This window comes from Pseudomonas sp. FP603 (genome assembly GCF_030687415.1).
GTDB lineage: Bacteria > Pseudomonadota > Gammaproteobacteria > Pseudomonadales > Pseudomonadaceae > Aquipseudomonas > Aquipseudomonas wuhanensis.
This window is the reverse complement of sequence record NZ_CP117431.1, coordinates 5,253,343-5,278,195: the sequence shown is the minus strand read 5'-3', so window position 1 is coordinate 5,278,195 and position 24,853 is coordinate 5,253,343. Positions and strand designations below refer to the sequence as shown.

General features: G+C 57.4%; 19 protein-coding genes, 4 tRNA genes, 1 pseudogene and 1 riboswitch. Of the genes and pseudogenes, 17 read left to right on the top strand and 7 right to left on the bottom strand.

Annotated features, from left to right (window positions below):
* Positions 1-58: 58 nt before the first annotated feature.
* Genes astB through astE form a run of 3 tightly spaced genes read left to right on the top strand, consistent with a single transcriptional unit; the run spans position 59 to position 2,773 of the window.
* A complete protein-coding gene (gene astB / locus PSH65_RS24380; protein WP_305422850.1) occupies positions 59-1,405 on the top strand; it encodes an N-succinylarginine dihydrolase in 1,347 nt (448 codons plus the stop codon).
* A gap of 54 nt (positions 1,406-1,459) precedes the next feature.
* Complete coding sequence (locus tag PSH65_RS24375) at positions 1,460-1,750, top strand: hypothetical protein (protein WP_007904718.1); 291 nt, start codon at positions 1,460-1,462, stop codon at positions 1,748-1,750.
* A gap of 12 nt (positions 1,751-1,762) precedes the next feature.
* Positions 1,763-2,773: a succinylglutamate desuccinylase gene (gene astE, locus PSH65_RS24370; RefSeq protein WP_305422849.1), complete on the top strand. Its 1,011-nt coding sequence runs from the start codon at positions 1,763-1,765 to the stop codon at positions 2,771-2,773.
* A gap of 128 nt (positions 2,774-2,901) precedes the next feature.
* Here the strand turns inward: astE and PSH65_RS24365 are convergent, their stop codons facing one another.
* Positions 2,902-3,411, bottom strand: a complete 510-nt coding sequence (locus PSH65_RS24365; RefSeq protein WP_237884060.1) for a 6,7-dimethyl-8-ribityllumazine synthase — start codon at positions 3,409-3,411, stop codon at positions 2,902-2,904.
* A gap of 100 nt (positions 3,412-3,511) precedes the next feature.
* Positions 3,512-3,682: riboswitch (FMN riboswitch) on the bottom strand.
* Between the two features lie 299 nt (positions 3,683-3,981).
* On the opposite strand from PSH65_RS24365, the gene ltaE reads away from it, so the two are divergent.
* The 7 genes from ltaE (at position 3,982) to PSH65_RS24330 (ending at position 9,946) form a co-directional block, all read left to right on the top strand.
* Positions 3,982-4,986, top strand: a complete 1,005-nt coding sequence (gene ltaE / locus PSH65_RS24360) for a low-specificity L-threonine aldolase (RefSeq protein ID WP_305422847.1) — start codon at positions 3,982-3,984, stop codon at positions 4,984-4,986.
* 146 nt (positions 4,987-5,132) lie between these two features.
* A complete protein-coding gene (gene alaS / locus PSH65_RS24355; RefSeq protein ID WP_305422845.1) occupies positions 5,133-7,754 on the top strand; it encodes an alanine--tRNA ligase in 2,622 nt (873 codons plus the stop codon).
* 90 nt (positions 7,755-7,844) lie between these two features.
* Positions 7,845-9,086 (top strand): aspartate kinase, encoded by a 1,242-nt coding sequence (locus tag PSH65_RS24350; protein ID WP_253553734.1) that lies wholly within the window; start codon positions 7,845-7,847, stop codon positions 9,084-9,086.
* 186 nt (positions 9,087-9,272) lie between these two features.
* Positions 9,273-9,461 (top strand): carbon storage regulator CsrA, encoded by a 189-nt coding sequence (gene csrA, locus PSH65_RS24345; RefSeq protein WP_002554426.1) that lies wholly within the window; start codon positions 9,273-9,275, stop codon positions 9,459-9,461.
* A gap of 62 nt (positions 9,462-9,523) precedes the next feature.
* A tRNA-Ser gene (locus PSH65_RS24340) sits at positions 9,524-9,614 on the top strand.
* 107 nt (positions 9,615-9,721) lie between these two features.
* A tRNA-Arg gene (locus PSH65_RS24335) sits at positions 9,722-9,798 on the top strand.
* 71 nt (positions 9,799-9,869) lie between these two features.
* Positions 9,870-9,946: transfer RNA gene (locus tag PSH65_RS24330), tRNA-Arg, on the top strand.
* A 19-nt stretch (positions 9,947-9,965) separates the two neighbouring features.
* On the opposite strand, the gene PSH65_RS24325 is transcribed toward PSH65_RS24330, so the two are convergent.
* Positions 9,966-10,481 (bottom strand): cell envelope protein SmpA, encoded by a 516-nt coding sequence (locus PSH65_RS24325; RefSeq protein ID WP_305422840.1) that lies wholly within the window; start codon positions 10,479-10,481, stop codon positions 9,966-9,968.
* Between the two features lie 321 nt (positions 10,482-10,802).
* Here PSH65_RS24325 and mgtE point away from each other — a divergent pair, with 321 nt between their 5' ends.
* Positions 10,803-12,245, top strand: a complete 1,443-nt coding sequence (gene mgtE / locus PSH65_RS24320; RefSeq protein WP_095630443.1) for a magnesium transporter — start codon at positions 10,803-10,805, stop codon at positions 12,243-12,245.
* Between the two features lie 117 nt (positions 12,246-12,362).
* Here mgtE and PSH65_RS24315 read toward each other — a convergent pair whose 3' ends face one another.
* The gene (locus PSH65_RS24315) at positions 12,363-12,689 is read right to left on the bottom strand and encodes an Arc family DNA-binding protein (RefSeq protein ID WP_003178899.1); all 327 of its coding nucleotides are present in this window, start codon (positions 12,687-12,689) and stop codon (positions 12,363-12,365) included.
* 387 nt (positions 12,690-13,076) lie between these two features.
* Here PSH65_RS24315 and phnN point away from each other — a divergent pair, with 387 nt between their 5' ends.
* Positions 13,077-13,649 (top strand): phosphonate metabolism protein/1,5-bisphosphokinase (PRPP-forming) PhnN, encoded by a 573-nt coding sequence (phnN, locus tag PSH65_RS24310; RefSeq protein ID WP_305422837.1) that lies wholly within the window; start codon positions 13,077-13,079, stop codon positions 13,647-13,649.
* Here phnN and PSH65_RS24305 read toward each other — a convergent pair.
* Together PSH65_RS24305 and PSH65_RS24300 are read right to left on the bottom strand one after the other, a co-directional pair.
* Positions 13,624-13,803, bottom strand: coding sequence for a PA3371 family protein (locus tag PSH65_RS24305; RefSeq protein WP_305422836.1), 180 nt, complete (start codon positions 13,801-13,803; stop codon positions 13,624-13,626). The two genes, phnN and PSH65_RS24305, sit on opposite strands and share 26 nt — an antisense overlap.
* 22 nt (positions 13,804-13,825) lie before the next feature.
* Positions 13,826-14,059 (bottom strand): hypothetical protein, encoded by a 234-nt coding sequence (locus tag PSH65_RS24300; protein WP_305422834.1) that lies wholly within the window; start codon positions 14,057-14,059, stop codon positions 13,826-13,828.
* Positions 14,060-14,351: 292 nt separating this feature from the next.
* Between PSH65_RS24300 and PSH65_RS24295 the strand changes: the two genes are divergently transcribed.
* Both PSH65_RS24295 and PSH65_RS24290 read left to right on the top strand, forming a co-directional pair.
* Positions 14,352-14,428: transfer RNA gene (locus tag PSH65_RS24295), tRNA-Arg, on the top strand.
* Positions 14,429-14,569: 141 nt separating this feature from the next.
* The gene (locus PSH65_RS24290) at positions 14,570-15,385 is read left to right on the top strand and encodes a hypothetical protein (protein WP_305422832.1); all 816 of its coding nucleotides are present in this window, start codon (positions 14,570-14,572) and stop codon (positions 15,383-15,385) included.
* Here the strand turns inward: PSH65_RS24290 and PSH65_RS24285 are convergent.
* The gene (locus PSH65_RS24285; RefSeq protein ID WP_305422830.1) at positions 15,371-15,988 is read right to left on the bottom strand and encodes a recombinase family protein; all 618 of its coding nucleotides are present in this window, start codon (positions 15,986-15,988) and stop codon (positions 15,371-15,373) included. The genes PSH65_RS24290 and PSH65_RS24285 overlap by 15 nt on opposite strands.
* Before the next feature lie 387 nt (positions 15,989-16,375).
* Here PSH65_RS24285 and PSH65_RS24280 point away from each other — a divergent pair, with 387 nt between their 5' ends.
* Positions 16,376-17,191, top strand: coding sequence for a DUF3427 domain-containing protein (locus PSH65_RS24280; RefSeq protein ID WP_305422829.1), 816 nt, complete (start codon positions 16,376-16,378; stop codon positions 17,189-17,191).
* 210 nt (positions 17,192-17,401) lie between these two features.
* On the opposite strand, the gene PSH65_RS24275 is transcribed toward PSH65_RS24280, so the two are convergent.
* Complete coding sequence (locus PSH65_RS24275; RefSeq protein ID WP_305422828.1) at positions 17,402-18,325, bottom strand: LysR substrate-binding domain-containing protein; 924 nt, start codon at positions 18,323-18,325, stop codon at positions 17,402-17,404.
* 143 nt (positions 18,326-18,468) lie between these two features.
* On the opposite strand from PSH65_RS24275, the pseudogene PSH65_RS24270 reads away from it, so the two are divergent.
* Both PSH65_RS24270 and PSH65_RS24265 read left to right on the top strand, forming a co-directional pair.
* Positions 18,469-19,797, top strand: a pseudogene (locus PSH65_RS24270) (MFS transporter); the annotation flags it as partial.
* 224 nt (positions 19,798-20,021) lie between these two features.
* Positions 20,022-24,275, top strand: coding sequence for a cadherin-like domain-containing protein (locus PSH65_RS24265; protein WP_305422826.1), 4,254 nt, complete (start codon positions 20,022-20,024; stop codon positions 24,273-24,275).
* Positions 24,276-24,853 lie beyond the last annotated feature (578 nt).

Sequence of the window (24,853 nt, the reverse complement as noted above, 5' to 3'; positions counted from 1 at the left end):
CGCACTGAACAGTTAGTTACTGATGCCTAAAAAAACAGATTCTCGTGGAGCCTCGCTGATGAAATCCTATGAAGTCAATTTTGACGGTCTAGTGGGGCCGACCCATAACTACGGTGGCCTGTCCTACGGCAACGTTGCCTCCCAGAGCAACAGCCAGCAATCCTCGAACCCGAAGGAAGCCGCGCTGCAAGGCCTGGCGAAGATGAAAGCGCTGATGGAGATGGGCTTTCAGCAAGGCGTTTTGGCGCCACAAGAACGTCCGGACGTCGGCGCACTGCGCCGCTTGGGTTTCAGCGGCACCGACGCGCAAGTGATAGAGCGCGCTGCCAAGGAGGCAATGCCGCTGCTGGTTGCCAGTTGCTCGGCATCGAGCATGTGGGTGGCCAACGCCGCCACGGTCAGCCCGAGCGCCGATACCGCCGACGGCCGCGTGCATTTCACGGCTGCCAACCTGAACTGCAAATATCACCGCAGCATCGAGCACCCGACCACCAGTCGTGTGCTGGGCGCGATGTTCGCCGACCAGAAGCACTTTGCTCACCACGCCGCGTTGCCGGCCGTGGCGCAGTTCGGTGACGAAGGCGCGGCCAACCACACCCGTTTCTGCCGTGACTACGGTGAAGCCGGCGTCGAGTTTTTCGTGTTCGGTCGCAGCGCGTTCGACACCCGTTACCCGGCCCCGCAGAAGTACCCGGCGCGCCAGACGCTCGAAGCCTCCCAAGCCGTCGCGCGTCTGCACGGTCTGCGTGATGACGGCGTGGTTTATGCCCAGCAGAACCCTTCGGTGATCGATCAGGGCGTGTTCCATAACGACGTGATCGCCGTGGGTAATGGCGAAGTGCTGTTCTATCACGAGGACGCCTTCCTCGACACTGACCAGATGCTCGCTGAGCTGCAAGGCAAACTCGCCAAAGTCGGTGGGAAATTTCAGTCGATCTGTGTACCGCGTTCCGCGGTCACCGTTGAAGACGCCGTTCGTTCCTACCTGTTCAACAGCCAACTGCTGTCGCGTCCTGACGGCTCCATGCTCTTGATCGTGCCGGAAGAATGCCGTGGCAACGAGCGTGTCTGGCAGTACCTGCAAGGCCTGACCAGCTCTGGCGGCCTGATCCGCGAAGTAAAAGTTTTCGATCTCAAGCAGAGCATGCAGAACGGCGGTGGCCCGGCTTGCCTGCGGTTACGCGTCGCACTTAACGAAACCGAACTGGCGGCCGTCAACCAAGGGGTTATCATGACGGCACCGTTGTACGGCACATTGACCGAATGGGTCGACAAGCACTACCGCGACCGCATGACCGAAAACGATCTGGCGGACCCGCAATTGCTGCTTGAGTGCCGGACGGCACTGGATGAACTGACGCAAATCCTTAAACTGGGCGCGGTTTATCCATTCCAGATCAATTGAAAGTCGGCGCATGAATTGAATGCGCCGCGCTATCTCCAGACGAGAGCGTAAAACATGAGCGATACCCTGCAGCTGATCCTTGAAGACACCGACGGCACGCAACTGGAAACTTCCTGCACCCGTGTCGCGGTCATGTGGCAAGGCAAAGAGCTGTGGATCCAGCAGGACGGCCGCGGCCAGTTGCTGATCGGCGTGGACGTCGAAGAAGGTGACGCTGAATACGCCAACCTGCTGCTGCGCCCATTGGCGACTAATCTGGTAAGTCTGCAACTGGAGATGGAACCGGCCGACGTCGGTGATGATGAGGACCACGTACACGGCCCGGATTGCAATCACGACCACTAAGGAAACCGCTCTATGCTCGCCCTCGGCAAACTGCTTGAACTGACCCTCGCCGGCCGCGAACCGGCGGAGAAGACTCAACTGACTGTCGAAGGCGTGCGGATGCGCTGGTTGAGCGAAGGTGCGCTGGAAGTCCGGCCACCTGAAGCCCGCGACAATGGCCTGGACCTGCTGCTCTCAGCCGGCATCCATGGCAACGAAACAGCGCCGATCGAGCTGCTCGATCGCCTGTTGCATGACATCGCCCGCGGTGACTTGAAGCCGCGCGCACGTATTCTGTTCCTGTTCGGCAATCCCGAGGCCATCCGTCGCGGTGAGCGTTTCATCGAGCAGGACGTCAATCGGCTGTTCAACGGTCGGCACGAACAAACCAGCGGTTCCGAGGCGTTGCGCGCTTGTGAGCTGGAGCGGCTGGCGGCGACTTTCTTCAGCCTGCCGGATCGCAATCGCCTGCACTACGACCTGCACACGGCGATCCGTGGCTCGAAAATCGAGCAGTTCGCCCTGTACCCCTGGAAGGAAGGCCGTCAGCATTCACGCCAGGAGCTGGCTCGCCTGCGCGCCGCCGGTATGGAGGCGGTGCTGTTGCAGAACAAGCCTTCCATCGTCTTCAGCTCCTACACCTACGACAAGCTCGATGCCGAGTCCTTCACCCTGGAACTGGGCAAGGCCCGGCCGTTCGGGCAGAACGATGGGGTCAACGTCAGCCTTCTTGAGACCCGCCTGAAGCAGATCATCGAAGGCACCGAGCCGCCAATGACCGACGAAGGGCTGGATGGCTTGCAGTTGTTCAGCGTCGCGCGGGAAGTCATCAAGCACAGCGATAACTTCCGCCTGAACCTGCCGGCGGATATCGAAAACTTTTCGGAGTTGAAGGTGGGTTATGTGCTGGCTGAGGATATCGCCAATACCCGCTGGGTCATCGAAGAGAAGGGCGCCCGGATCATCTTCCCGAACCCCAAGGTCAAGAACGGCCTGCGCGCCGGCATCCTGATCGTGCCGACCACCGACGAAAACCTCGCCTGACTTCCGCGCAATGATCGTTCCCACGCTCCGCGTGGGAATGCAGCCCGGGATGCTCCGCGTCCCTGCCGAAGCGGACGCAGAGCGTCCATTTAGGCATTCCCACGCAGAGCGTGGGAACGATCATACGACTAGACCGCTACTGCGCGGGGTTCGCTACGACGCAACGCACGCATCTTGTGCAGCGTATCCGCACAAGTCTTCGCCGCTTCCTGACCTTTATGCACGAAATGCTCGAAGAAGAACTTCTGATGCTCTTCGCCAGCATGGAAGTGGTGCGGGGTCAAAACCACCGAGAACACCGGTACTTCAGTTTCCAACTGAACCTGCATCAGGCCGCTGATCACCGACTGGGCGACGAATTCGTGGCGATAGATGCCGCCATCGACTACCAGGCCCGCGGCGACGATGCCGGCATAACGGCCGGACTTGGCCAGCAACTTGGCGTGAAGCGGAATTTCAAAGGCGCCGCCGACTTCGAAGAAATCGATGTCCGACTCTTGATAACCCTGAGCAATCATTTCGGTGACGAAGCCTTTACGGCTCTGATCAACGATTTCCTTGTGCCAGCAGGCCTGGATGAACGCGACGCGCTCGCCCTGATGGTTTTTGCTTTTGCTATCGATTGCGGTGGGTTGCATGTTCTGACTCCTGTTTGTGTGAAAAACAGGGCGTTATGAATCGAATGGGATTTAAGGGTACGCACGCTCGCATCAGCGGCAGGCGGCCCTTTGGCGTTAATCCCGTTCTCTCTTCATCCGGACTATGACCGTCGGCCCCGGAATCACACCGGGTCTGCTGACCTTGCCGCCATCACAGCCATTGCTGTACCTGACGCCAAGCGCTCGCGGGCTATGCGCATTGCGCGCAATTACCGCCGGTGGGGAATTACACCCCGCCCTGAGAACGTTTTGCCGCCAGATTGTTTGGCGGCGAAGCGTTTTTAACACATATTCCCAGGGCGTGCATGGCCAATACCGGTCAATCAAAATGCAGAACCTGTGGGAGCGGGCTTGCTCGCGAAAGCGGTTTAACATTCAACGCAAATGTTGACTGTCAGTCCGCCTTCGCGAGCAAGCCCGCTCCCACATGGATTGTGCTTTCTCGAGAAGTAACGTGCCTTTTCCTCGTTCAAGGCTTGATTATTCGCCGACATGACCGCAGTAATTCCAATCCAAAAGGGATTTTCCCTGCTTACCGAGGCCAGATTCATGAGTGTTATCGATCTTCGCAGCGACACCGTCACCCAACCGACCGCAGGGATGCTCGACGCGATGGCCAATGCGGCCACCGGTGACGACGTTTATGGCGAAGATCCGACGGTCAACCGACTGGAAGCCGAGCTTGCAAATCAGTTGGGTTTTGCCGAGGCCTTGTTTGTCCCGACGGGCACCATGAGCAACTTGCTGGGCCTGATGGCCCACTGCGATCGCGGTGACGAATACATTGTCGGTCAACAGGCCCACACCTATAAGTACGAAGGTGGTGGCGCGGCAGTGCTCGGTTCGATCCAGCCGCAGCCGCTGGAAGTGCAGGCCGATGGTTCGCTGGACCTGGCGCAGGTCGCCGCCGCGATCAAACCGGATGACTTCCACTTCGCCCGCACCCGTTTGCTGGCGCTGGAAAACACCATGCAGGGCAAGGTTCTGCCGCTGGAGTATTTGGCCCGGGCTCGCCGTTTCACTCGTGAAAACGGCCTGGCGCTGCATCTGGATGGCGCGCGGCTCTACAATGCGGCGGTCAAGCTGGATGTCGATGCCCGGGAGATCACTCAGCATTTCGATTCGGTCTCGGTCTGCCTGTCCAAAGGCCTGGGCGCGCCGATCGGTTCGGTGCTGTGCGGCTCGGCCGAGTTGATCGCCAAGGCGCGACGTCTGCGCAAGATGGTCGGCGGCGGCATGCGTCAGGCCGGGATTCTCGCCGCGGCAGGGCTTTATGCGCTGGATAACAATATTCAGCGCTTGGCTGATGACCATGCCAACGCACAAATGCTGGCCGAAGGCCTGCGAACGGCAGGCTATGAGGTCGAGCCGGTGCAGACCAACATGGTTTATGTACAGATGGGCGACAAGGCCGAAGCGATCAAGGCCTTTGCCGCGACACGCGGGATCAAGCTCAGCGCTGCCGGTCGTCTGCGAATGGTCACGCACATGGACGTCAGTCGTGCGCAAATCGAGCAAGTCGTCGCCACATTTGCCGACTTTTCTCACAACTGACCGTGTTAGCCGTCCAATTGACTGTTTGTAACGTACAAACACGCTGTACCTAGCCACTAACGCCGATATAATGCGGCCCTTTGCCGTCGCTTCGTCTGTTGACGTTTCGCACAGGCCTTTGGCCGCAGCCTCCGTGGAAGAACCTAATGAAAAGCGCAGAAATCCGTGAAGCCTTCCTTCGCTTCTTCGAAGAGCAAGGCCACACCCGTGTAGCCTCCAGCTCTTTGATTCCGGGCAACGACCCAACCCTGCTGTTCACTAACGCGGGGATGAACCAGTTCAAGGACTGCTTTCTGGGCCAGGAAAAGCGCGCGTACACCCGCGCCGTCAGCAGCCAGAAATGCGTGCGGGCCGGCGGCAAGCACAACGACCTGGAAAACGTCGGTTATACCGCCCGTCACCACACCTTCTTCGAAATGCTGGGTAACTTCAGCTTCGGTGATTATTTCAAGCGTGACGCCATCACCTACGCCTGGAACTTCCTGACCTCCGAGAAGTGGCTGAACCTGCCCAAAGAAAAGCTCTGGGTCACTGTCTACGCCAGCGATGACGAGGCGTACGACATCTGGACCAAAGACATCGGCGTTCCGGCCGAGCGCATGGTTCGCATCGGCGATAACAAGGGCGCGCCGTACGCTTCCGACAACTTCTGGACCATGGGCGATACCGGCCCGTGCGGTCCTTGCACCGAGATTTTCTATGATCACGGCGCCGACATCTGGGGTGGCCCACCGGGCTCGCCGGAAGAAGACGGCGACCGTTACATCGAGATCTGGAACAACGTGTTCATGCAGTTCAACCGCACCGCCGATGGCGTGTTGCACCCGTTGCCGGCGCCGTCGGTGGACACCGGCATGGGCCTTGAGCGGATCAGTGCCGTGCTGCAGCACGTTCACTCGAATTATGAAATCGACCTGTTCCAGAGCCTGCTGACCGCATCGGCCAAAGCCATCGGTTGCACCAACGACGCTCAGGCTTCGCTGAAAGTCGTGGCTGACCACATCCGTTCGTGCGGCTTCCTGATTGCCGATGGCGTGCTGCCGTCCAACGAAGGTCGCGGTTATGTGCTGCGCCGGATCATTCGTCGTGCTTGCCGCCACGGCAACAAGCTGGGCGCCAAGGGCAGTTTCTTTTACCAGATCGTTGCGGCCCTGGTCGCTGAGATGGGCGAAGCGTTCCCTGAGCTGAAATCCCAGCAGGCGCACATCGAGCGCGTCCTGAAAGCCGAAGAAGAGCAATTCGCCAAGACCCTGGAGCAAGGCCTTAAGATTCTCGAGCAGGATCTGGCCGAACTCAAAGGCGACGTGGTGCCGGGCGACGTGGTGTTCAAGCTTTACGACACTTACGGCTTCCCGATGGACCTGACCGGCGACATCGCTCGCGAGCGCAGCCTGACCATCGACGAAGCAGGCTTCGAGCGCGAAATGGAAGCCCAGCGCGTCCGTGCTCGCTCCGCCAGCTCCTTCGGCATGGACTACAACAGCCTGGTCAAGGTTGATGTGGCCACCGAGTTCACCGGTTACACCGCGCACAGCGGCTCCGCCAAAATCGTTGCTCTCTATAAAGACGGGCAATCGGTTGACGTACTGAGCGAAGGCGAAGAGGGCGTGGTCGTTCTCAATCAGACGCCGTTCTATGCCGAATCCGGTGGTCAGATTGGTGATTGCGGCTTCCTCCAGGCTGGCGCTGCGCGTTTCGACGTGCGCGACACCACCAAGACCGGCGGTGCGTTCCTGCACCACGGCGTGCTGGATTCGGGCAGTCTGATCGTAGGTGCTCCGGTCGAGACTCATGTCGATGCCGAAGTGCGTCACGCGACTTCGCTGAACCACTCGGCCACTCACTTGCTGCACGCGGCATTGCGCCAGGTGCTGGGCGAGCACGTTCAGCAGAAAGGCTCGTTGGTCGACAGTCAGCGTCTACGCTTTGACTTCAGCCACTTCGAAGCGATCAAGCCTGAGCAATTGAAGGCGCTGGAAGACATCGTCAACGCCGAGATTCGCAAGAACTCCGAGGTTGAAACCGAAGAAACCGATATCGAAACCGCCAAGCAAAAAGGCGCCATGGCGCTGTTCGGCGAGAAGTACGGCGACAGCGTACGCGTGCTGAGCATGGGCGATTTCTCCGTCGAGCTGTGCGGCGGTATTCACGCCAACCGTACCGGCGACATCGGCCTGCTGAAAATCATCAGCGAAGGCGGTGTGGCCTCCGGTGTTCGTCGTATCGAGGCAGTGACCGGCGCAGCAGCGCTGGCCTACTTGAACGCGGCTGAAGAGCAACTCAAGGAAGCGGCCAACCTGGTCAAGGGCAGCCGCGATAACCTGATCGACAAGCTGTCGGCTGTGCTGGAGCGCAACCGTCTGCTGGAGAAGCAACTCGAGCAGTTGCAGGCCAAGGCGGCCAGCGCGGCGGGCGACGATCTGTCGGCTTCTGCCCTGGACGTCAAAGGCGTGAAAGTGCTGGCCGTGCGTCTGGACGGTCAGGACGGCAAGGCGCTGCTGGCGCTGGTCGATCAATTGAAAAACAAACTCGGCCGCGCAGTGATCCTGCTCGGCAGTGTCCATGAGGAAAAGGTCGTCCTGGTTGCAGGCGTGACCAAAGACCTGACTGGCCAACTCAAAGCCGGTGATTTGATGAAACAGGCTGCTGCGGCAGTGGGCGGGAAGGGCGGCGGTCGTCCAGACATGGCGCAGGGCGGTGGTACTGACGCTGGCGCACTGGATGCCGCATTGGCCCTGACTGTTCCATTTGTAGAGCAGGGTTTATAAGGCAGTGTGCCTGGCCCGCGGTCTAGTGGCGGGCCAGAACGCTGTTTGAGTGATTATTGGGCGCCCTTCATGGGCAGAGGCGGCTTTGAAATGGCTTTGATCGTACAGAAATTTGGAGGCACCTCGGTCGGCACTGTCGAGAGAATCGAGCAGGTCGCCGACAAGGTTAAGAAATTCCGCGATGCGGGCGATGACCTGGTGGTTGTGCTGTCTGCAATGAGCGGCGAAACCAACCGTCTGATCGATCTGGCCAAGCAAATCAGTGGCGACGGCCAGCCGGTTCCTCGCGAACTGGATGTGATCGTTTCCACCGGTGAGCAGGTGACGATTGCACTGTTGGCCATGGCGCTGATCAAGCGTGGCGTGCCAGCGGTATCGTACACCGGCAACCAGGTACGGATTCTGACGGATAGCGCGCACAATAAAGCGCGTATCTTGCAGATTGATGACCAGAAGATTCGCGGTGACTTGAAGGCCGGTCGTGTGGTGGTTGTCGCCGGTTTCCAGGGCGTCGACGAGCACGGCAATATCACCACCCTCGGTCGTGGCGGTTCCGACACCACCGGTGTGGCGCTGGCGGCAGCCCTGAAGGCTGACGAATGCCAGATCTACACCGACGTCGATGGCGTCTACACCACCGACCCGCGTGTGGTCTCCGTGGCTCAGCGTCTGGACAAGATTACCTTCGAAGAGATGCTGGAAATGGCCAGCCTCGGTTCCAAGGTGTTGCAGATCCGTGCGGTGGAATTCGCCGGCAAGTACAACGTTCCGCTGCGCGTACTGCACAGCTTCAAGGAGGGTCCGGGCACCCTCATTACTATTGATGAAGAGGAAACCATGGAACAGCCGATCATTTCCGGCATCGCTTTCAACCGCGATGAAGCCAAGCTGACCATCCGTGGCGTGCCAGACACCCCGGGCGTAGCGTTCAAGATTCTCGGCCCGATCAGTGCCGCGAACATCGAAGTCGACATGATCGTGCAGAACGTTGCGCACGATAACACCACCGACTTCACCTTCACCGTGCACCGCAATGACTTCCAGGCTGCGCAAACCGTGCTGGAAAACACTGCTCGCGAGATCGGTGCCCGTGAAGTCATTGGCGACACCAAGATTGCCAAGGTCTCGATCGTCGGCGTCGGCATGCGCTCCCACGCAGGCGTGGCCAGCCGTATGTTCGAATCCCTGGCGAAAGAGAGCATCAACATCCAGATGATCTCGACGTCGGAAATCAAGGTGTCCGTGGTGATCGAAGAGAAGTACCTGGAACTGGCTGTGCGCGCTCTGCACACGGCTTTCGAACTGGATGCGCCGGTCCGACAGGGCGAGTAATGCGTTTCCCCAAGGGCGCGGTCTGACCGCGCCCTTCGTTTTTTTGAATGGCGCGTACCAAAACTGTTCTTTTGCTCGCGCTAGTCAATACTCAGGCATGTAGGGCTGCGATCGTTCTGGTTGTAGGTCGAATGCCTTTTTTTTGCAGACTGTTGTCCCTGAAATGAATTGCGTGAGGAGAAAGGTATGCTGATTCTGACTCGTCGGTGCGCAGAAAGCCTGATTATTGGTGATGGCGAAATCACTGTGACCGTGCTCGGCGTTAAAGGAAATCAAGTGCGTATCGGTGTTAACGCCCCGAAAGAGGTTGCTGTGCACCGTGAAGAAATTTACCTGCGTATAAAGAAAGAGAAGGACGAAGAACCAAGCCATTAATTTTTATCGTTTTTTATGTTTGCAAACGGGGAAAAGGTTGGTTAAGATACGCCCCGTGTTGCGGAGAGCTGGCCGAGTGGCCGAAGGCGCTCCCCTGCTAAGGGAGTACACCTCAAAAGGGTGTCGGGGGTTCGAATCCCCCGTTCTCCGCCATTATTTGCGTAGTACGTTGTAATCTGGCTTCTTCGGTAAGTTGTTGAAATTACTAGAAAAAGTGCTTTACAAATAGATTCAACGGCCTATAATGCGCGGCAACAAATGCACTCGTAGCTCAGCTGGATAGAGTACTCGGCTACGAACCGAGCGGTCACAGGTTCGAATCCTGTCGAGTGCACCATTTAAGAGTTGTTTGCAGTAATGTGAATAACTTGACTTCAACCAGTTGTGATCTGGTATAAAAACACAAATGCACTCGTAGCTCAGCTGGATAGAGTACTCGGCTACGAACCGAGCGGTCACAGGTTCGAATCCTGTCGAGTGCACCAAACACCAAAAAGCCCGCGTTTAACGCGGGCTTTTTGCCGTCTGCGATTTGGCTTTTTCTTTGGTACAACCTTTCTCGTCGAACTCGATGTGAGCACTGCGCCCTCGCTTGTTGTCGTAGCGATAGCTTGTGGCTGAATTGCGCGTGCTGATCTTGTCTGGTTTGCCGAGAGCACTTTCGACATCCTGCTGGCTCATGCCGGCAACGACCCGCTGATTGATGATCGCTATGCGGCGTTCCTTCGTGCTGAGCAGATTTCCACATTTGCCCTCGGACTGGCCAACGACCGTTGGCTCCCTCCTTTGAATTTTCGTACCTGATGTTTCGCGAAACTCGGCTTCTGGCATCAGGGGCGTCGCGCTACCTGGCAAAAACGTGCGTACGTCCTGAAGTGAGAGGCTTTCTCCGGCCGTACAGCTCAAGGTCGTGAAAGTGATGTGCCCATTGGCGGCTTCGCACCGGTGAACGGTCATAGCAAGCGCCTGGGGCGGCAGGCAGAGCAGGGCGGCAAGCAAATAATGAACATTGGATGGCATTCGACGTCCTCCATGACGGTCTCCATCAAGGGTAGTCATTACATTTTCGGGCGACAGTGTGTTTTCTTTTCAGGATAAGTCGTCGCAGTTTCATGGATCAGGATGGCGCTCAAGTTTGTCTCGCAAGCACTTGTTTCAGCCGCGATTTTTTAACGTTTAAAACCGTCAGGCGGTGTTATCATTGCGCCCGTCAGCCCCGCCGGGGCTTGTGGAATACCTCCATGGACTTACCCAGTAGTTACTCAGTACCCCGTTTCTACAATCATGAATTGACTGATTGATCCTTCCGGCGTGCCCCGCTGCTGGGAGTGGAGTTCGCCTATGTCTGAAGTTGAAGTAAAGAAAACGCAGGAAAGCTTGCAGGACCGCCTCGCTCAAGTCGTTGAGCTGCTGCAGCGCCAGCGGGTGGTCGAAGACCTGACTCATCGCCAGGAAGGTCCGCATCACGACCGGGTCGAGAACCTGGTTCACCGGCAAAACCTCGTCGAGTTGCAACGCAAGCTCGATGATCTGCACTCCGCCGACGTTGCCTACATCCTCGAAGCCTTGCCACTGGACGATCGCCTGACGGTCTGGCAATTGGTCAAGGCTGATCGCGACGGCGACATTCTGCTCGAAGTATCCGATTCGGTTCGTGAAACCCTGATCGCCGACATGGACGATCACGAGCTCCTGGCAGCGGCCAAGGACATGGATGCCGACGAACTCGCTGACCTGGCCTCCGAGCTGCCGCGAGACGTCGTCCACGAGCTGATGGAAACCCTCGACAACCAACAGCGTGAGCGCGTCCGCTCCGCGTTGTCCTATGACGAGGAGCAGGTCGGTGCGCTGATGGACTTCGAGATGGTGACCATCCGTGAGGATGTCAGTCTCGAAGTGGTTTTGCGTTACCTGCGTCGCCTCAAAGAGCTGCCGAGCCACACCGACAAACTGTTCGTGGTCGATTACGACGGTGTGCTCAAGGGCGTGTTGCCGATCAAGCGTCTGCTGGTCAACGACCCGGAAAAGCAAGTGTCGGAAGTCATGGCCAGCGACCCGGTGAGTTTTCATCCGGACGAAGACGCTTACGAGGCCGCTCAAGCATTCGAGCGTTACGACTTGATCTCGGCCCCGGTGGTCGACAAGAACGGCAAGCTGATCGGTCGTCTGACCATCGATGAAATGGTCGACCTGATTCGTGAAGAGAGCGAAAACGAAGTTCTCAACATGGCGGGTCTGCGCGAAGAAGAAGATATTTTCGCGTCAGTCTGGAAATCCCTGCGCAACCGTTGGGCCTGGCTGGCGGTGAACCTGATCACCGCGTTCATTGCATCCCGGGTGATCGGCCTGTTCGAAGGTTCGATCGAGAAACTGGTAGCACTTGCGGCATTGATGCCGATCGTCGCCGGTATCGGTGGCAACTCGGGTAACCAGACGATCACCATGATCGTTCGGGCCATGGCGCTGGACCAGGTCAGTACCGGCAATACGTCGCGACTGATGCGCAAGGAGTTGGCGGTCGGCCTGATCAATGGTCTGGTCTGGGGCGGCGTAATTGGTGTGGTGGCCTATCTGCTTTATGGCAGTTGGTCCCTGGGCGTGGTGATGACCGCCGCGATGACGCTTAACCTGTTGCTTGCGGCATTGATGGGGGTTTTGATTCCGATGACCCTGGCGCGGCTTGGGCGCGACCCGGCAATGGGTGCCAGTGTGATGATCACGGCCATGACTGACAGTGGCGGCTTTTTCATCTTCCTCGGGCTGGCGACGATTTTCCTGCTTTAACATCCTGTTTCAAAACAACCCGCCTGATTGGCCAATGGCCCAATCGGCGGGTTTTTTTAGCCAAATTTCAGGCAAAAAAAAGCCAGCAATTACGCTGGCTTGAGCTTTCGGGATGAATCAGGAAGCGTCTGCGGCCATTTCGGCGTCATGGGCGATCAGCGAAACCAGAGCGTTTTGCTGACGGTGGGAGAGTTGGCGGAAGCGTTGCAGCAGTTCGCGTTCGTGCAAAGACAGCTCGGGGCTGTCCAGGCGCATGCTCAATTCTTCACCCAACGCGCCTTCCTGAATAAGGCTCTGCTCAAGGCGCGCGATGATTTCGGAGTTCATGCTGCGATGATGATTGCGAGCCACCTCGGCAATGCGTTCACGCATTCCGTCTGGCAGACGTACGACGAACTTGTCAGCCGTACGGCTGGAATAAATTGCCTGTTTCAATGGGCGCATATATTTAACCGGTTAGTTCAGGGGAGCGGTTCTCGGGATAGGCCGCAGGATGTCAGATAGGACAAGCACTCCGGCCAAATGTTCAACCTGAATTGATAGAGGCGCGCATCATGCCTCAAATTAGCCAGATCATTGGCGTCAATTCTGTGACAAATATTGATCTGGGTAAAGGCTTAATGCCAGCACCTATTATCAGAAATGCGGACTGGTTTGAAAATAATCCATGAGTCCGTATCGCTGAACCGCGTCCTCTTGCCCGACAGGTGATGCCCGAAGACGTCTGAAGGTGCATGCTATGCGGATTCGATCCTTGTTCCTTACCTTATACAGGATAGTGGCAAATGGCCGATTTACTAGTATGGGCACGTGGCGAGGGTTGATTTCAGGATGGGTGGCAGGCTGATTTATTTAATGGGGCCTTCGGGATCCGGCAAGGATAGCCTCATCGAAGCCGCTCGCAAGCCGTTGCGCGCAGGCAATTGTGAAGTGGTGCGCCGCGTTATCACGCGCTCGGCGGAGTCCGTGGGTGAAGACGCCATCGAGGTTTCCCGCGAAGAGTTCGAACGACGCAGAGCCAAAGGGGATTTTGCATTGTCGTGGCAAGCCCATGGGCTGAGTTACGGTATTCCTGTGCGCATAGACCAATGGCTCGCGGAGGGTCGCCATGTGTTGATCAACGGTTCGCGCGGGCACCTGACAGAGGCGCAACTGCGTTATCCCACGCTATTGCCGGTGCTATTGACGGTCAAGGATGAAGCCCTGCGCGAGCGTCTGCTACGGCGGGGGCGAGAGAACCCGGCAGAAGTTGAAGCAAGATTGCGCCGTAATGGGTTGTTTATGGCTGATGATTCAATTAGTAATATTCAGATCCGCCGACTCGATAACTCCGGCGACCTTGCTGGCACCGTCGCCAATCTTCTGAAACTACTGAGCTTCAGCGCAAAACCGGATCGAACTTGATCTTGCGCCCGGCGATCAGCACCAGCACGAACAGTGCGCCGAACACGCCGCAAGCAATCAGGGGCAGGGTGATGATTGTGTCCTCGACCAATGACAGATGAAGGATGCCACTCAGTAAAGCGAGGATGAAAAATCCTGCGGCTGATTTGGACATGCTGTGCTCCTGATGGGGTGATTCAAAATACCAAGCGTTCAAAAGACTGTGTGCGCAGCTGAATAGTCTCCAGGCTTACCTCTTGGCTGACCAAACCGCGTTGATCGCTCATGACTGCCAACTGCGGTGTTTTTTGCAGTTGCAGGTAATGGGGGATGCGTTGAGCAATTGTCGCAACGTCGTTTTCGGGGAAGAAATGAAAACCCACCAGAACCGCCAAAGCGACCGCGTTTGCGACTATAAGAGCGCTGTTCATGGAGCTGACCTCCTGTGTTCTGAGAGAACAGTCGAAGCAGCCCGCATGCCAAAAGTTTAACGGCTATTAAATCCTTTAAAAACAACGAATTAAGATATTTCTGCAAAATTCCCACATTGCAATTTGCAATGATGGCATTTTGCGGTGATGCAATTTGCACGGTAAACAAAGCCACGCTACCGTGAGGCGTCTGCCTACACTTAAAAAGCCCTACGGACGACATGACAAAAGCGGGCCTGCCCGTTAACATGCACGCCGTCCATCGCTGCGCATTCCTTTGCGGGCGACTTGTGTCTCAGTAGCTCAATTGGATAGAGCATCCCCCTCCTAAGGGGAAGGTTGGCAGTTCGAACCTGCCCTGGGACACCATATTTTACGGGCCTCTCCAGCCATATCCCTGACAGTTAGATTTTTTCGTGACAGCAGGGTGGCAGCAGCAGGTAGAAAAAAGCCCCGCACAGGATGACCTGGCGGGGCTTTTTCGTGAACGTCCAAAGGGAGAAGGTCGTCATGGCAGAACCGAGTGAATTCGTCATAACCGCGATTACATCCTCCCTGGGTACCGCGGGGCTGATAGCAATTTTGGGTTGGCTCTTTAGGACGTGGCTTAGTGAGCGTCTCAAAGCTGGCCTCAAGCACCACTATGATCACCAGCTCGAGCAACTGAAGGCTGAATTGAAGGGGCAAGGTGAAGCTAACCTCACTCTTTTAAAGTCAGAAGTCGACCGTCAAGCTGAGCAGCTTCGAATAGCTGCATCCTCTTTCTCAGAGGTGCAAAAGGCGACGATCGTCCGCAAAATCGAAGCTGTCGACGCCCTCTGGATCGGAGTTCTTAGCGCGCGCAAGGCCTTTCCCCCGATAATTGTACTTACCGACGCCCTTACACGGTCGGAGATCATGAATCTTTACTCTGGTGAAATGAGGGGAGAGCTTCTCGGCTTAAAATTCGGGATGGTTACCGAATTTTTCGGAGATCTGGCTAAATATCGCCCGTTTTTGGGAGAGGTTGTGTGGGCTCATTTTGCTACCTATCACGCCCTCCTCAGCCGTATCGTTTACTTGTTTATTCAGGGAAAAACGGACCAGACGAAAATGGTTTGGTACGAAGATGAGACTATAAAGCGGCTGGTTCGGAGCGTATTCGGAGAGGGTAAGTCAGAGGATTTCGAGCACTTATCCAACAGCCGATTGACCTGGATGAATGGTCAATTCGATTCAATGCTACTGAATTCCATTGACCACCTGCTCAGTGGCAAGGCGTTCGGGGCAGAGTCTTTGGCTCACGCTCAGCATACGCTCGGCCTTTTATCTTCAAAGGCAACTTGAATCCCTAATACGCAATACCGTTGTAGTGGAGCAACTGGCGTGCCGCGCCGTCGCACGTATGCCTAGACCGGCACGGAGAAGCTCGGTAACTCGCTTGTGTAGGTCAGCATCAACTGGCCGCCCCAGGTACTTGCCGGCGGCCTTGGCTTTCTCGATACCCTGCGCTTGGCGCTCGCGTCGCTGCTCGTAATCCTTTCGAGCAATAGCGGCCATCATTTCCACCAACATCGAGTTAATCGCCCCCAGCATTCGCCCTGTGAACTCGTCGCCTTTGGTGTCCTGCATTCCCTGGTGGCTGGTCGGCAGATCAAGCGCGACGATGCGCAGGCCCTTGGAGTCGATGGCAGCCTTGAGCCTTTGCCAGTCCTCCACAGGGAGGCGGGATAGGCGGTCTATCGACTCCACCAGCAGCACGTCACCTTTGCGCGCATCTTTCAGCAGGCGCAGCAACTCCGGCCGGTCAGCGGTGGCACCGCTGGCGTTCTCCAGGTATGCGCTGGCGATGACCTTATTATGGTCGCTGGCGAACTGCTCAAGCGAGGCTCGGGCGCGGCCAGCGTCTTGCTCTTCGGTGGAGGCTCGGAGGTATGCGCGGATGAACATGATGGGTGCCTGTATCAGTTAGGGCGTTCTACTAATACTGTTGCACTTTGGGTGTTCCTTATCAAGCGGAAAGCCTGAAAAAGATAAAATAAGCCTGTATCTGGATAGGCATACCATGGAGAACACCCTATGCAGCAAGTATCAAGGCTGTGTGATGCTTCCGGCCTCTCGCTTGATAAAAAAATTACTATGCTACTGGCGGTCCAAACGCTAGGTTTTGTAAGGTTCTGGTGTGCGCTCAATAACAAGTTGGGTAATTGCACAGATTTGCCCACCCATTTGCATTCCACCTGACCAGTTATTTGCATCGGATTTGACCAGCAAGCCGCATGGCCATGACCGGCAGAGAACGGCCAGGTAGCTGCTCCTCAAACTTGGAGAGTTTCATTGGCACACTTCACGTTCGTCGTCGGCCAACGATATACAAAGGATGACATCTATAGAATCTGCCGCGTTCCGCCGGGCAAGCAGAAGGGCAACTGGAACACGGGCTATACCCAATGGAGCGGCGATTGGTTCATCTTCTGCAATATTGGCACAGCGGGCCGAACGGGTCATGACTATGCAAACCGCTTTGAAGAAGGTCTTCTCCATTGGTACGGGAAGACCGCGTCGCATGTGGGACAGGAATCCATTAAGAGTCTCCTGAGCCGTCAGGGGGGAGTTCATGTGTTCTATCGTACCGACGATAGGAGTCCCTTTAAATACGCTGGCGAGGCAGCCCCGGCTAGCTTTCAACGGACGACGCCCGTACAAATCACTTGGTCATTTCAAGTTGGGGCACCGCAGCACGGATTCACAGGTGCGGCTGCGGCTGAAACACAACCGCAAGCATCTCAAGCGTCAGGCGAATTGCAATTCCCAGAGGAGGTCGCGGGTGCCGCAACCTATGGAGAAGGCGCTGTAAAACAGGTTTCGGTAAACGCATACGAGCGGAGCGCTAAAGCAATTTCAGCGTGCAAAGCACATTACGGCACCGCGTGTGTCATATGCTGCTTCGATTTTGGCAAGGTGTACGGTGAGATTGGTCGCGGCTACATTCACGTCCACCACCTCGTGCAGCTTGCTGATATCGGCAAAGATTACAAGGTGGATCCGGTGAAGGATCTTCGCCCGGTGTGTCCAAACTGCCACTCAATGCTTCATCAGCGTCGACCACCGCTGTCTATCGATGAACTGAAGAAGATGATCGGTCGCAGCTAACCATTCTCTGCAGGCGCGGCGGCCCTATCTGGTCGCGGCCTGAAGGCAATGGTGTTTAGTCGGCAATAGCATCCATGGCACAGCCCTCGAATTGAATGGACGACGCTAGCTCCTTGTAGTGGGTAATGCTCACGGTCTCCTTCTGGCGGTTCTCTGCCAGTCGCGTGAGGCAGAAAGCGACCCACAACGGACGGTCAGCGATTACCGGCTTCATGAGCGAGTTACAGCTGGTTTGTCGACGGAAGGGATAGCAAACAGATACTCGGCAGCAAAGTCCACGAATACGCGGATCTTCGGTGAAAGATGGCGACTGGACGGCCACAACGCCCAGAACTGCCCTTGATCTTCGCTGTGCCCGTCGAGCACCGTTTCCAGGTGCCCCTGGGCGATAGCTTCGCGGGCCAGGAAGTCCGGGACAAATGCGATACCGTGCCCATCCACCACGGCCATCAGCATGGCTTCCATGTTGTTCAATGTCAGGGCGGTTGGCAGGCGTAACTGCGTGAACTGGGGGGCCGAAGACATACTCCAGTCCATTATTTTACCCGTCGTGACAAATCGGTAACGCAAGCACTCGTGACGCTCCAGGTCGCTGATAGTGACGGGCCGTCCCTTACGCTGCAAATAGTCAGGCGATGCGCACAGGACAAACTTAAAAGGCCCCAGCTTGCGGGCCATCAGCTTGGAGTCGGCCTGCCCGCCGCTGCGAATCACCACGTCAAAGCCTTCATCAATCACATCCACCAACTGGTCGTTGAAGTCCAGTTCCAGCTCAATCTCCGGATAGGCTTTGCGGAACCGCGCCATATGGGGCAAGAGAAAGCGATAACCGATGGTGGGCAAGCTGACGCGTAACTTTCCACGGGGTTCCTGTGTGGCATGGGAAAGCATCGCTCGGGCATCTTGAAGATCGTCGAGGATCTTGCGGCAGCGTTCATAGAACAACTGTCCCTCCGCAGTCAGGCTGACTTTGCGGGTGCTGCGGTGCAATAACCGCACATTCAGCGAAGCCTCAAGTTTGGCGACGTTTTTGCCTACGGCCGAGGCAGAAATCCCCAACGCCCTGGCGGCGCTGATGAAACTGAGCGCCTCGGCGGTTTTTACGAATGAGATCACCCCACTAAGACTGTCCACAACTCGATTACATCCTTTTAGTTCACTATAAGTGGAATAAGAGCCAGTTTATCTTCAATTGTATCCTAACTAGAGTGTACGAACGATCGCGCGCCTCGGCCTGGACAGCACGGATACTTCATAGATATGCAGGGAATCACCTAATGAACTCAGCTACCGAACCGCTGCCGGCCCATGGCCGGCACTCCATATTGGCTGCAATTTGCCTCGCCGCCTTGGTATTGCCCATGAGCTTTACCGGCGGGGCAGTGGCCACGCCGTTCATTGGTCAAACCTTTGATGCCCATCCCACGGAACTGGCCTGGATCACCAATGCCTTCATGCTTAGCTTCGGCAGCCTGCTGATGGCCGCCGGCACCCTCGCTGACCTCTACGGACGCAAGCGACTGTTCATGTGCGGCATGGCGTTGTTTGCACTGGTGTCGACCCTGTTGGCGGCGGTCCCCGATATTTTCTGGCTGGACCTGTTGCGTGGCGTGCAAGGCATTGCCGCGGCGGCAGCCCTGGCCAGCGGATCGGCGGCGTTGGCACAGGAGTTTGATGGGCATGCCAGAACTCGTACTTTCAGCCTTCTGGGCACCACTTTCGGGGTTGGCCTGGCCTTCGGTCCGTTGTTATCGGGGTTGCTGATCGAGTACTTGGGCTGGCGCGCAATTTTCCTTTTCACGGCCCTGCTCGCCATCCTTTCCTTGATATTTGCCCTGCCGAAAATGCGCGAAAGCCGCGACCCGCAAGCACAGCGACTGGATACGCCCGGCGTGCTGACGTTTTCCGGCCTGCTGATCATGTTTACCACGGCGGTGATCCTGACACCTGAGCAAGGCTGGGGCTCGCCGGTCATCCATGTACTGCTTGGAACGTCGGCGGTCTTTTTGCTGCTGTTTATCATTGTTTAGAATCGGGCAAAACATCCGATGCTGGAACTGGGGCTATTTTTGTTTCCACGCTTTGTCGGTGTACAGATCCTGCCGATCGGCACCTGCTATTGCTACATCGTCTTGATCGTATTGCTGCCGTTTAGGTTTATCGGCGTAGAAGGGGCCAGTGCCTTTGAAGCGGGGCTGATGATGTTGGCACTCTCTGCCCCGATGCTGATTGTCCCGATCATTGCCGCGTCGCTAACTCGCTGGTTGTCGGCGGGCGTACTCTGCGCAATCGGCTTCGTGATCGCAGCGGCCGGGCTCTACTGGCTGAGTACGATCCCGGTCGGCACGCACGCGCAGATCATCGCGGCCATGCTGCTGACCGGTATCGGTACAGGCCTGCCCTGGGGCTTGATGGATGGTTTGTCGATCAGCGTGATCCCCAAGGAACGGGCGGGGATGGCCGCCGGTATTTTCAACACGACGCGGGTGGCCAGCGAGGGTGTCGCCCTGGCGATCACTGTTGCGGTGCTGACGGCTCTGGTCGCACACCATCTGAGCATCAGTACCTTGGTCAAACTGTCCGCCGTTGACTATTCAACTATTGCTTGCGCTCTTTCCTGAGTACCGGCTGCACCTCGCTTCATCTCTGTGTTGCTCCGATGTATTCACCACTAATCGCAGCGCGAGAGGGGACAGTTGTGCGCGGTATTGCAGGTTCGTTGGGACATCAGACGAAAGGCTTACTGATCATTCAAATGAATGAGGCTGGGTATTTGCCGCGAACTACACTCAAACCGTCAAAATGCCATTAACTCTAGAGGGGTTTGCTCATGGCCACTGTAAATGGCAATGATAATGCCAATATCCTGACGGGTAGCGCCAGCAATGACACCCTCAATGGCCTGGGCGGTAACGACACACTCTACGGCAACGGTGGTGACGATACGCTGGACGGCGGCACTGGTAATGACCTGCTTGTTGGTGGACGCGGCAGCGATACTTATCGGTTCGGCCAGGGCTATGGCTTCGATGTGATCGACAATTCCGGTGGCGTCAACAACGACGTCGACACCCTCCTGCTGACCAACCTCAATGCCAACCAGATCCGCCTGACCCGCATCGGCAACGATCTGGTGCTCAGCGTTTTGGCAAGTGGCGAGACCCTCACCGTGAGCCAGAACTTTCTCGATGCGGATCACGCGATCGACCGAATCCAGTTCGCTGATGGCAGCCGTTGGAGTGCCAGCGTGGTGCTGGCCAATCTCTATTACCCGCCCGTCGTGCCGACCGATGGCGCCGACGTGATCAACGGTAATCCCACCGATGACAGTCTCCTCGGCCTGGGTGGAGACGATACGCTGTATGGCAACGGCGGTAATGACACGCTGGACGGCGGCAGCGACAACGACCGCATGGAAGGCGGCGTGGGCAATGACACTTATGTGGTTGATGCCGCCGGTGATGTGGTGGTGGAGGCCAACAACGCCGGCGATGATCTGGTCCAGGCCAGTATCAGCTACACCTTGGGTAACAACGTCGAGCGCCTGACTCTGACCGGCAGCGCCAACATCAATGGCGTCGGTAACTCGCTGGCCAACAGCCTGATCGGCAACGCCGGTAATAACCTGCTTGACGGCGGTGCTGGCACCGACAGCATGGCGGGCGGCAGCGGTGACGATACCTACATCGTCGATCAGAGTGGCGACAGCGTGTCCGAACTGGCAGGTGGCGGTAACGATACTGTCCGCGCTTCGCTGAACTACAGCCTGGGCGCCAACCTGGAAAATCTCGAACTCACCGGCAAAAGTAATCTCAATGGCACCGGCAATGCCCTGGCCAACCAGCTGACCGGCAACACCGGCAATAACCTCCTCGATGGTGGTACCGGTGATGACTTTCTCGCCGGCCGCCGCGGCAACGACACCTACCTCTATGGCACCAACTATGGCAACGACGTGATCGATAACAGCGGCGGTGCCAACGCCGACGTCGATACCGTGCAACTGGTGGGGCTCAACAGTAACAACGTGCGCTTCGTGCACACCGGCAATGACCTGCAGATGGTGGTGCTGGCGACCTCACAGACCCTGACCCTGAAAAACTTTTATCTGGGCACCGATTACGAGATCGACCAGCTTCGCTTCGGCAACAACGTGGTCTGGAACACCGCCGCCCTCAAGGCCGCGGCTACCAGCCCAGGCAACGTCGCGCCGACCTCCACCAACGACAGCCAGACCACCCTGGAGGACACGCTGGTCATCTTAGGCAGCGCCGACTTCGGCACCTACAGCGACCCGGAAAATACCCCGCTGGCCGCGGTGAAAATCACCAGCCTGCCGCTGCTCGGCAGCCTGCAGTACAACAACGGCAGTGCCTGGGTCGCGGTGGTTCAGGACCAGGTCATCAGTAAGGCCGACCTTGACGCCGGCAAACTGCAATTCGTCCCGGCCCTCAATGGTAATGGCAACGGCTACGTCAGCATCGGCTTCAAGGTCAGCGACGGCACGGCCTTCGCGGTCAATGCCAATATCCTGAGTGTCAATGTGACGCCGGTCAATGATGCGCCGACCGTATCGGGGCCGGTTAGTTTGCCGGACGGCGTGGAGGACAGCGCCTACACCTTCACTGCTGCCCAGTTGCTGGCCAACGCCAGCGACGTCGATATCGGCGACAGCCTGAGCGTGCAGAGTGTCAGCGTCAACCCGGCCGACGGCTCGATCACCGCCAACCCCGACGGTAGCTGGACCTTCACCCCGACGCTGGATCGCAACGGCCTGGTGAATTTTGCACTAGTGATTGCCGACAGCGCTGGCGCGACGGTTGCCACTTCGGCCAACCTCAGTCTCGCGCCGGTTGACGATGCACCCTCCGCAGTGGCCACGGTGACCGCGCTGAGCGATGACAGCGGCACCGCCGGCGACTTCATCACTAACTTCGAAACCCAGACCGTGAGCGGCACTTACACCGGCATACTGAACAGCGGCGAGACCATCCAGGTCTCCGCCGATGGTGGCACCACCTGGGTCAATGCGGCGGCCGATAGCGCCACCCATAGCTGGATCGCCAGCGACGTCACCCTCATCAGCAGCGGCACCGGCTTGCTGGTCCAGACCATCAATGCCGCCGGCAACAGCCAAGCCGGCACCGGCCACAGCTACTCCCTCGATACCAGCGCCGATGTCGGTAACGACCTGAGGGTCATGCTCGACGACAGCCTGATCAACAACGCCGAAAAGACCGCGGTTGCCTACACGGTTACTGGCCTCGACGCGGACGCCAGCGCCACAATCACCTTCAGCGACACGAGCAATCACCACGTGGTCGGCGTCAACGGCAGCGTCGACCTGTCGAGTCTGAGCGATGGCCCGATCAGCGTGTCGATCGTCGCCACCGATGTTGCGGGCAACAGCGCCAGCAACCTGACTAACAGCCTGACTAAAAGTCTGACGTTCGATGATATTCCACATGGTTCGTTGAGTACGCAGTACGCGGGTCTTGGCGTCACCGTGTCTGGCGCCATAAATATTAATGCTGCTGATTCCGTATGGCCTGCTAACTCAGGAACGAACATCTCCTATGCTCCATCGGGTTTGATGACCTTCACCTTCGATTTGGCCATTACCGGCAATATCCAAACGGTGTCGGCCTATGTTTCGGGTTCACAGGATACCGGCCTCTTTGCTTACAACGCCGCGGGCGCGCTAGTAGGGCAAGCGCTGTTGCCGCTTGGGGCTCCATCTAATACCCTGCTGACCGTGACCTCCGCTGGCAGCCCGATCACGCGGCTGGAGATCCACGACGGGGGCACAACCTTCGCAGTGGATGACCTTATCTTCAGGAGCGCCGGCAGCCTGACGCTCGACACCACCGCCGACACGGGCGGCGACCTGACGGTTACGCTGGCCGATTCCCTTATCAATAACGTCGAGAAAACGGCGGTCGCCTACACGGTTACCGGCCTCGATGCGGACGCCAGCGCCACCGTCAGTTTCAGCGATGGCAGCCAAAGCGTCGTCGGCGTCAACGGCAGCGCCGACCTGTCCAGTCTGAGCGATGGCCCGATCAACGTGTCGATCGTCGCCACCGATGTCGTCGGCAACAGCGCCAGCAACAGCGGCCCGACTACCACTCTGACGTTCGATGAGTATGCAAATGGTACTCCGTTGACGTCGCAGTACCAGGGTCTTGGCGTCATCTTGTCTGGCTGCACAACTCTTGATGCTATTTTTTCCCCATGGCCTGCTTCCTCAGGATCGAACCTCTCCTCAGCTCCAACGGGATTAATGACCTTCACCTTCGATTTGGCCATTACCGGCAATATCCAATCGGTGTCGGCCTATGTTTCGGGTTCAACGAGTATCGGCCTCTATGCTTACAACGCCTCAGGCGTGCTGGTAGGGCAAGCATCGACGCCTGGGGCAACAAATAATATGCTGATGAGCGTGACCTCCCCGGGCGACCCGATCGCGTTTCTGGCGATCCACGACGGGGGCTCGAACTTCGCGGTGGATGATCTTACCTTCACGAGCGCCGGCAGCCTGACACTCGACACCACCGCCGACATGAGCGGCGACCTGACGGTCACGCTGGCCGATTCCCTTATCAACAACGCCGAGAAAACGGCGGTCGCCTACACGGTTACCGGCCTCGACGCGGACGCCAGCGCCACCGTCAGTTTCAGCGATGGCAGCCAAAGCGTCGTCGGCGTCGACGGCAGCGCCGACCTGTCCAGCCTGAGCGATGGCCCGATCAATGTGTCGGTAACGGCCAGCGACACGGCCGGCAACACCGTCAATGGCACCGGCAGCACACTCACCCTCGATACTACCGCGCCGCTGGTGAGCGGCCCGGTGACCTTGGCCGCTGGCAGTGAAGACTCCGCCTATACCCAGACCGTCAGCGAGTCACTGGCCAATGTCAGCGGTGCGCAGCATGAGACGGCAGGCGCGCATCTTGTATTCAACCAGGATGACCACACGCTCTATTACGATGCCGAGGGCGCAGCCAATGGCAACGCCGTCGCGGTGTTGACCCTGACCGGAGTAGCGACTCTGACGGCGAACGATGTGCAGCTGTACGTCTAAGATGCCGGGGGTTGCAGGACAAACAAGTCCTCAACCCCCGATCAGCCGAGTAAAGAGGTTGATCAGTTGCGCCTGGCGGGGGGGCCGGTTTTGCGAAACAGTGCACGCAGCTGGGTCCGCACGGTGTTAGAGACGTTCAGGCGCGCGGCGCAGCCTTCCAGGGTCAGATGAGATACACCTCTTTGAACGCTGCTTTTTCCAGGCAGTTGCCAGACTTAAGCAGGAAAGGCGTACCCAAACGATGTTCAGTGAAAATGAATAGGACAAATTAACTGACAATTTCGGCATGGTTGTAGCGGACGATTTCTTCAACGACGGCGGAAGCTCGACAGATAAACCGTGAACGAGACGACCAAGTTTACTCACAGATTTTGGACACTGCGACTGACTCCTTTTGGCCGATTCTGTTGAAAAAGTCGGTCCGCCCAAACTGCCTGATCATTGACCGGTGAAAACGCCTTTTTTGCACGCTTCTACGTGAAATCTGAATCCGGAAGCCTCTGCTCAAAGTAAAGATTTCAATCTCAGACGCGCACTTTTCCGTTGAGCAAACCATGGCCGACTTTTTCAACAGAATC

Coding starts and splice junctions, on each gene's coding strand:
- astB (WP_305422850.1), top strand. CDS start 59: ATGAAATCCTATGAAGTCAATTTTGACGGTCTAGTGGGGCCGACCCAT.
- PSH65_RS24375 (WP_007904718.1), top strand. CDS start 1,460: ATGAGCGATACCCTGCAGCTGATCCTTGAAGACACCGACGGCACGCAA.
- astE (WP_305422849.1), top strand. CDS start 1,763: ATGCTCGCCCTCGGCAAACTGCTTGAACTGACCCTCGCCGGCCGCGAA.
- PSH65_RS24365 (WP_237884060.1), bottom strand. CDS start 3,411: ATGCAACCCACCGCAATCGATAGCAAAAGCAAAAACCATCAGGGCGAG.
- ltaE (WP_305422847.1), top strand. CDS start 3,982: ATGAGTGTTATCGATCTTCGCAGCGACACCGTCACCCAACCGACCGCA.
- alaS (WP_305422845.1), top strand. CDS start 5,133: ATGAAAAGCGCAGAAATCCGTGAAGCCTTCCTTCGCTTCTTCGAAGAG.
- PSH65_RS24350 (WP_253553734.1), top strand. CDS start 7,845: ATGGCTTTGATCGTACAGAAATTTGGAGGCACCTCGGTCGGCACTGTC.
- csrA (WP_002554426.1), top strand. CDS start 9,273: ATGCTGATTCTGACTCGTCGGTGCGCAGAAAGCCTGATTATTGGTGAT.
- PSH65_RS24325 (WP_305422840.1), bottom strand. CDS start 10,481: ATGCCATCCAATGTTCATTATTTGCTTGCCGCCCTGCTCTGCCTGCCG.
- mgtE (WP_095630443.1), top strand. CDS start 10,803: ATGTCTGAAGTTGAAGTAAAGAAAACGCAGGAAAGCTTGCAGGACCGC.
- PSH65_RS24315 (WP_003178899.1), bottom strand. CDS start 12,689: ATGCGCCCATTGAAACAGGCAATTTATTCCAGCCGTACGGCTGACAAG.
- phnN (WP_305422837.1), top strand. CDS start 13,077: ATGGGTGGCAGGCTGATTTATTTAATGGGGCCTTCGGGATCCGGCAAG.
- PSH65_RS24305 (WP_305422836.1), bottom strand. CDS start 13,803: ATGTCCAAATCAGCCGCAGGATTTTTCATCCTCGCTTTACTGAGTGGC.
- PSH65_RS24300 (WP_305422834.1), bottom strand. CDS start 14,059: ATGAACAGCGCTCTTATAGTCGCAAACGCGGTCGCTTTGGCGGTTCTG.
- PSH65_RS24290 (WP_305422832.1), top strand. CDS start 14,570: ATGGCAGAACCGAGTGAATTCGTCATAACCGCGATTACATCCTCCCTG.
- PSH65_RS24285 (WP_305422830.1), bottom strand. CDS start 15,988: ATGTTCATCCGCGCATACCTCCGAGCCTCCACCGAAGAGCAAGACGCT.
- PSH65_RS24265 (WP_305422826.1), top strand. CDS start 20,022: ATGGCCACTGTAAATGGCAATGATAATGCCAATATCCTGACGGGTAGC.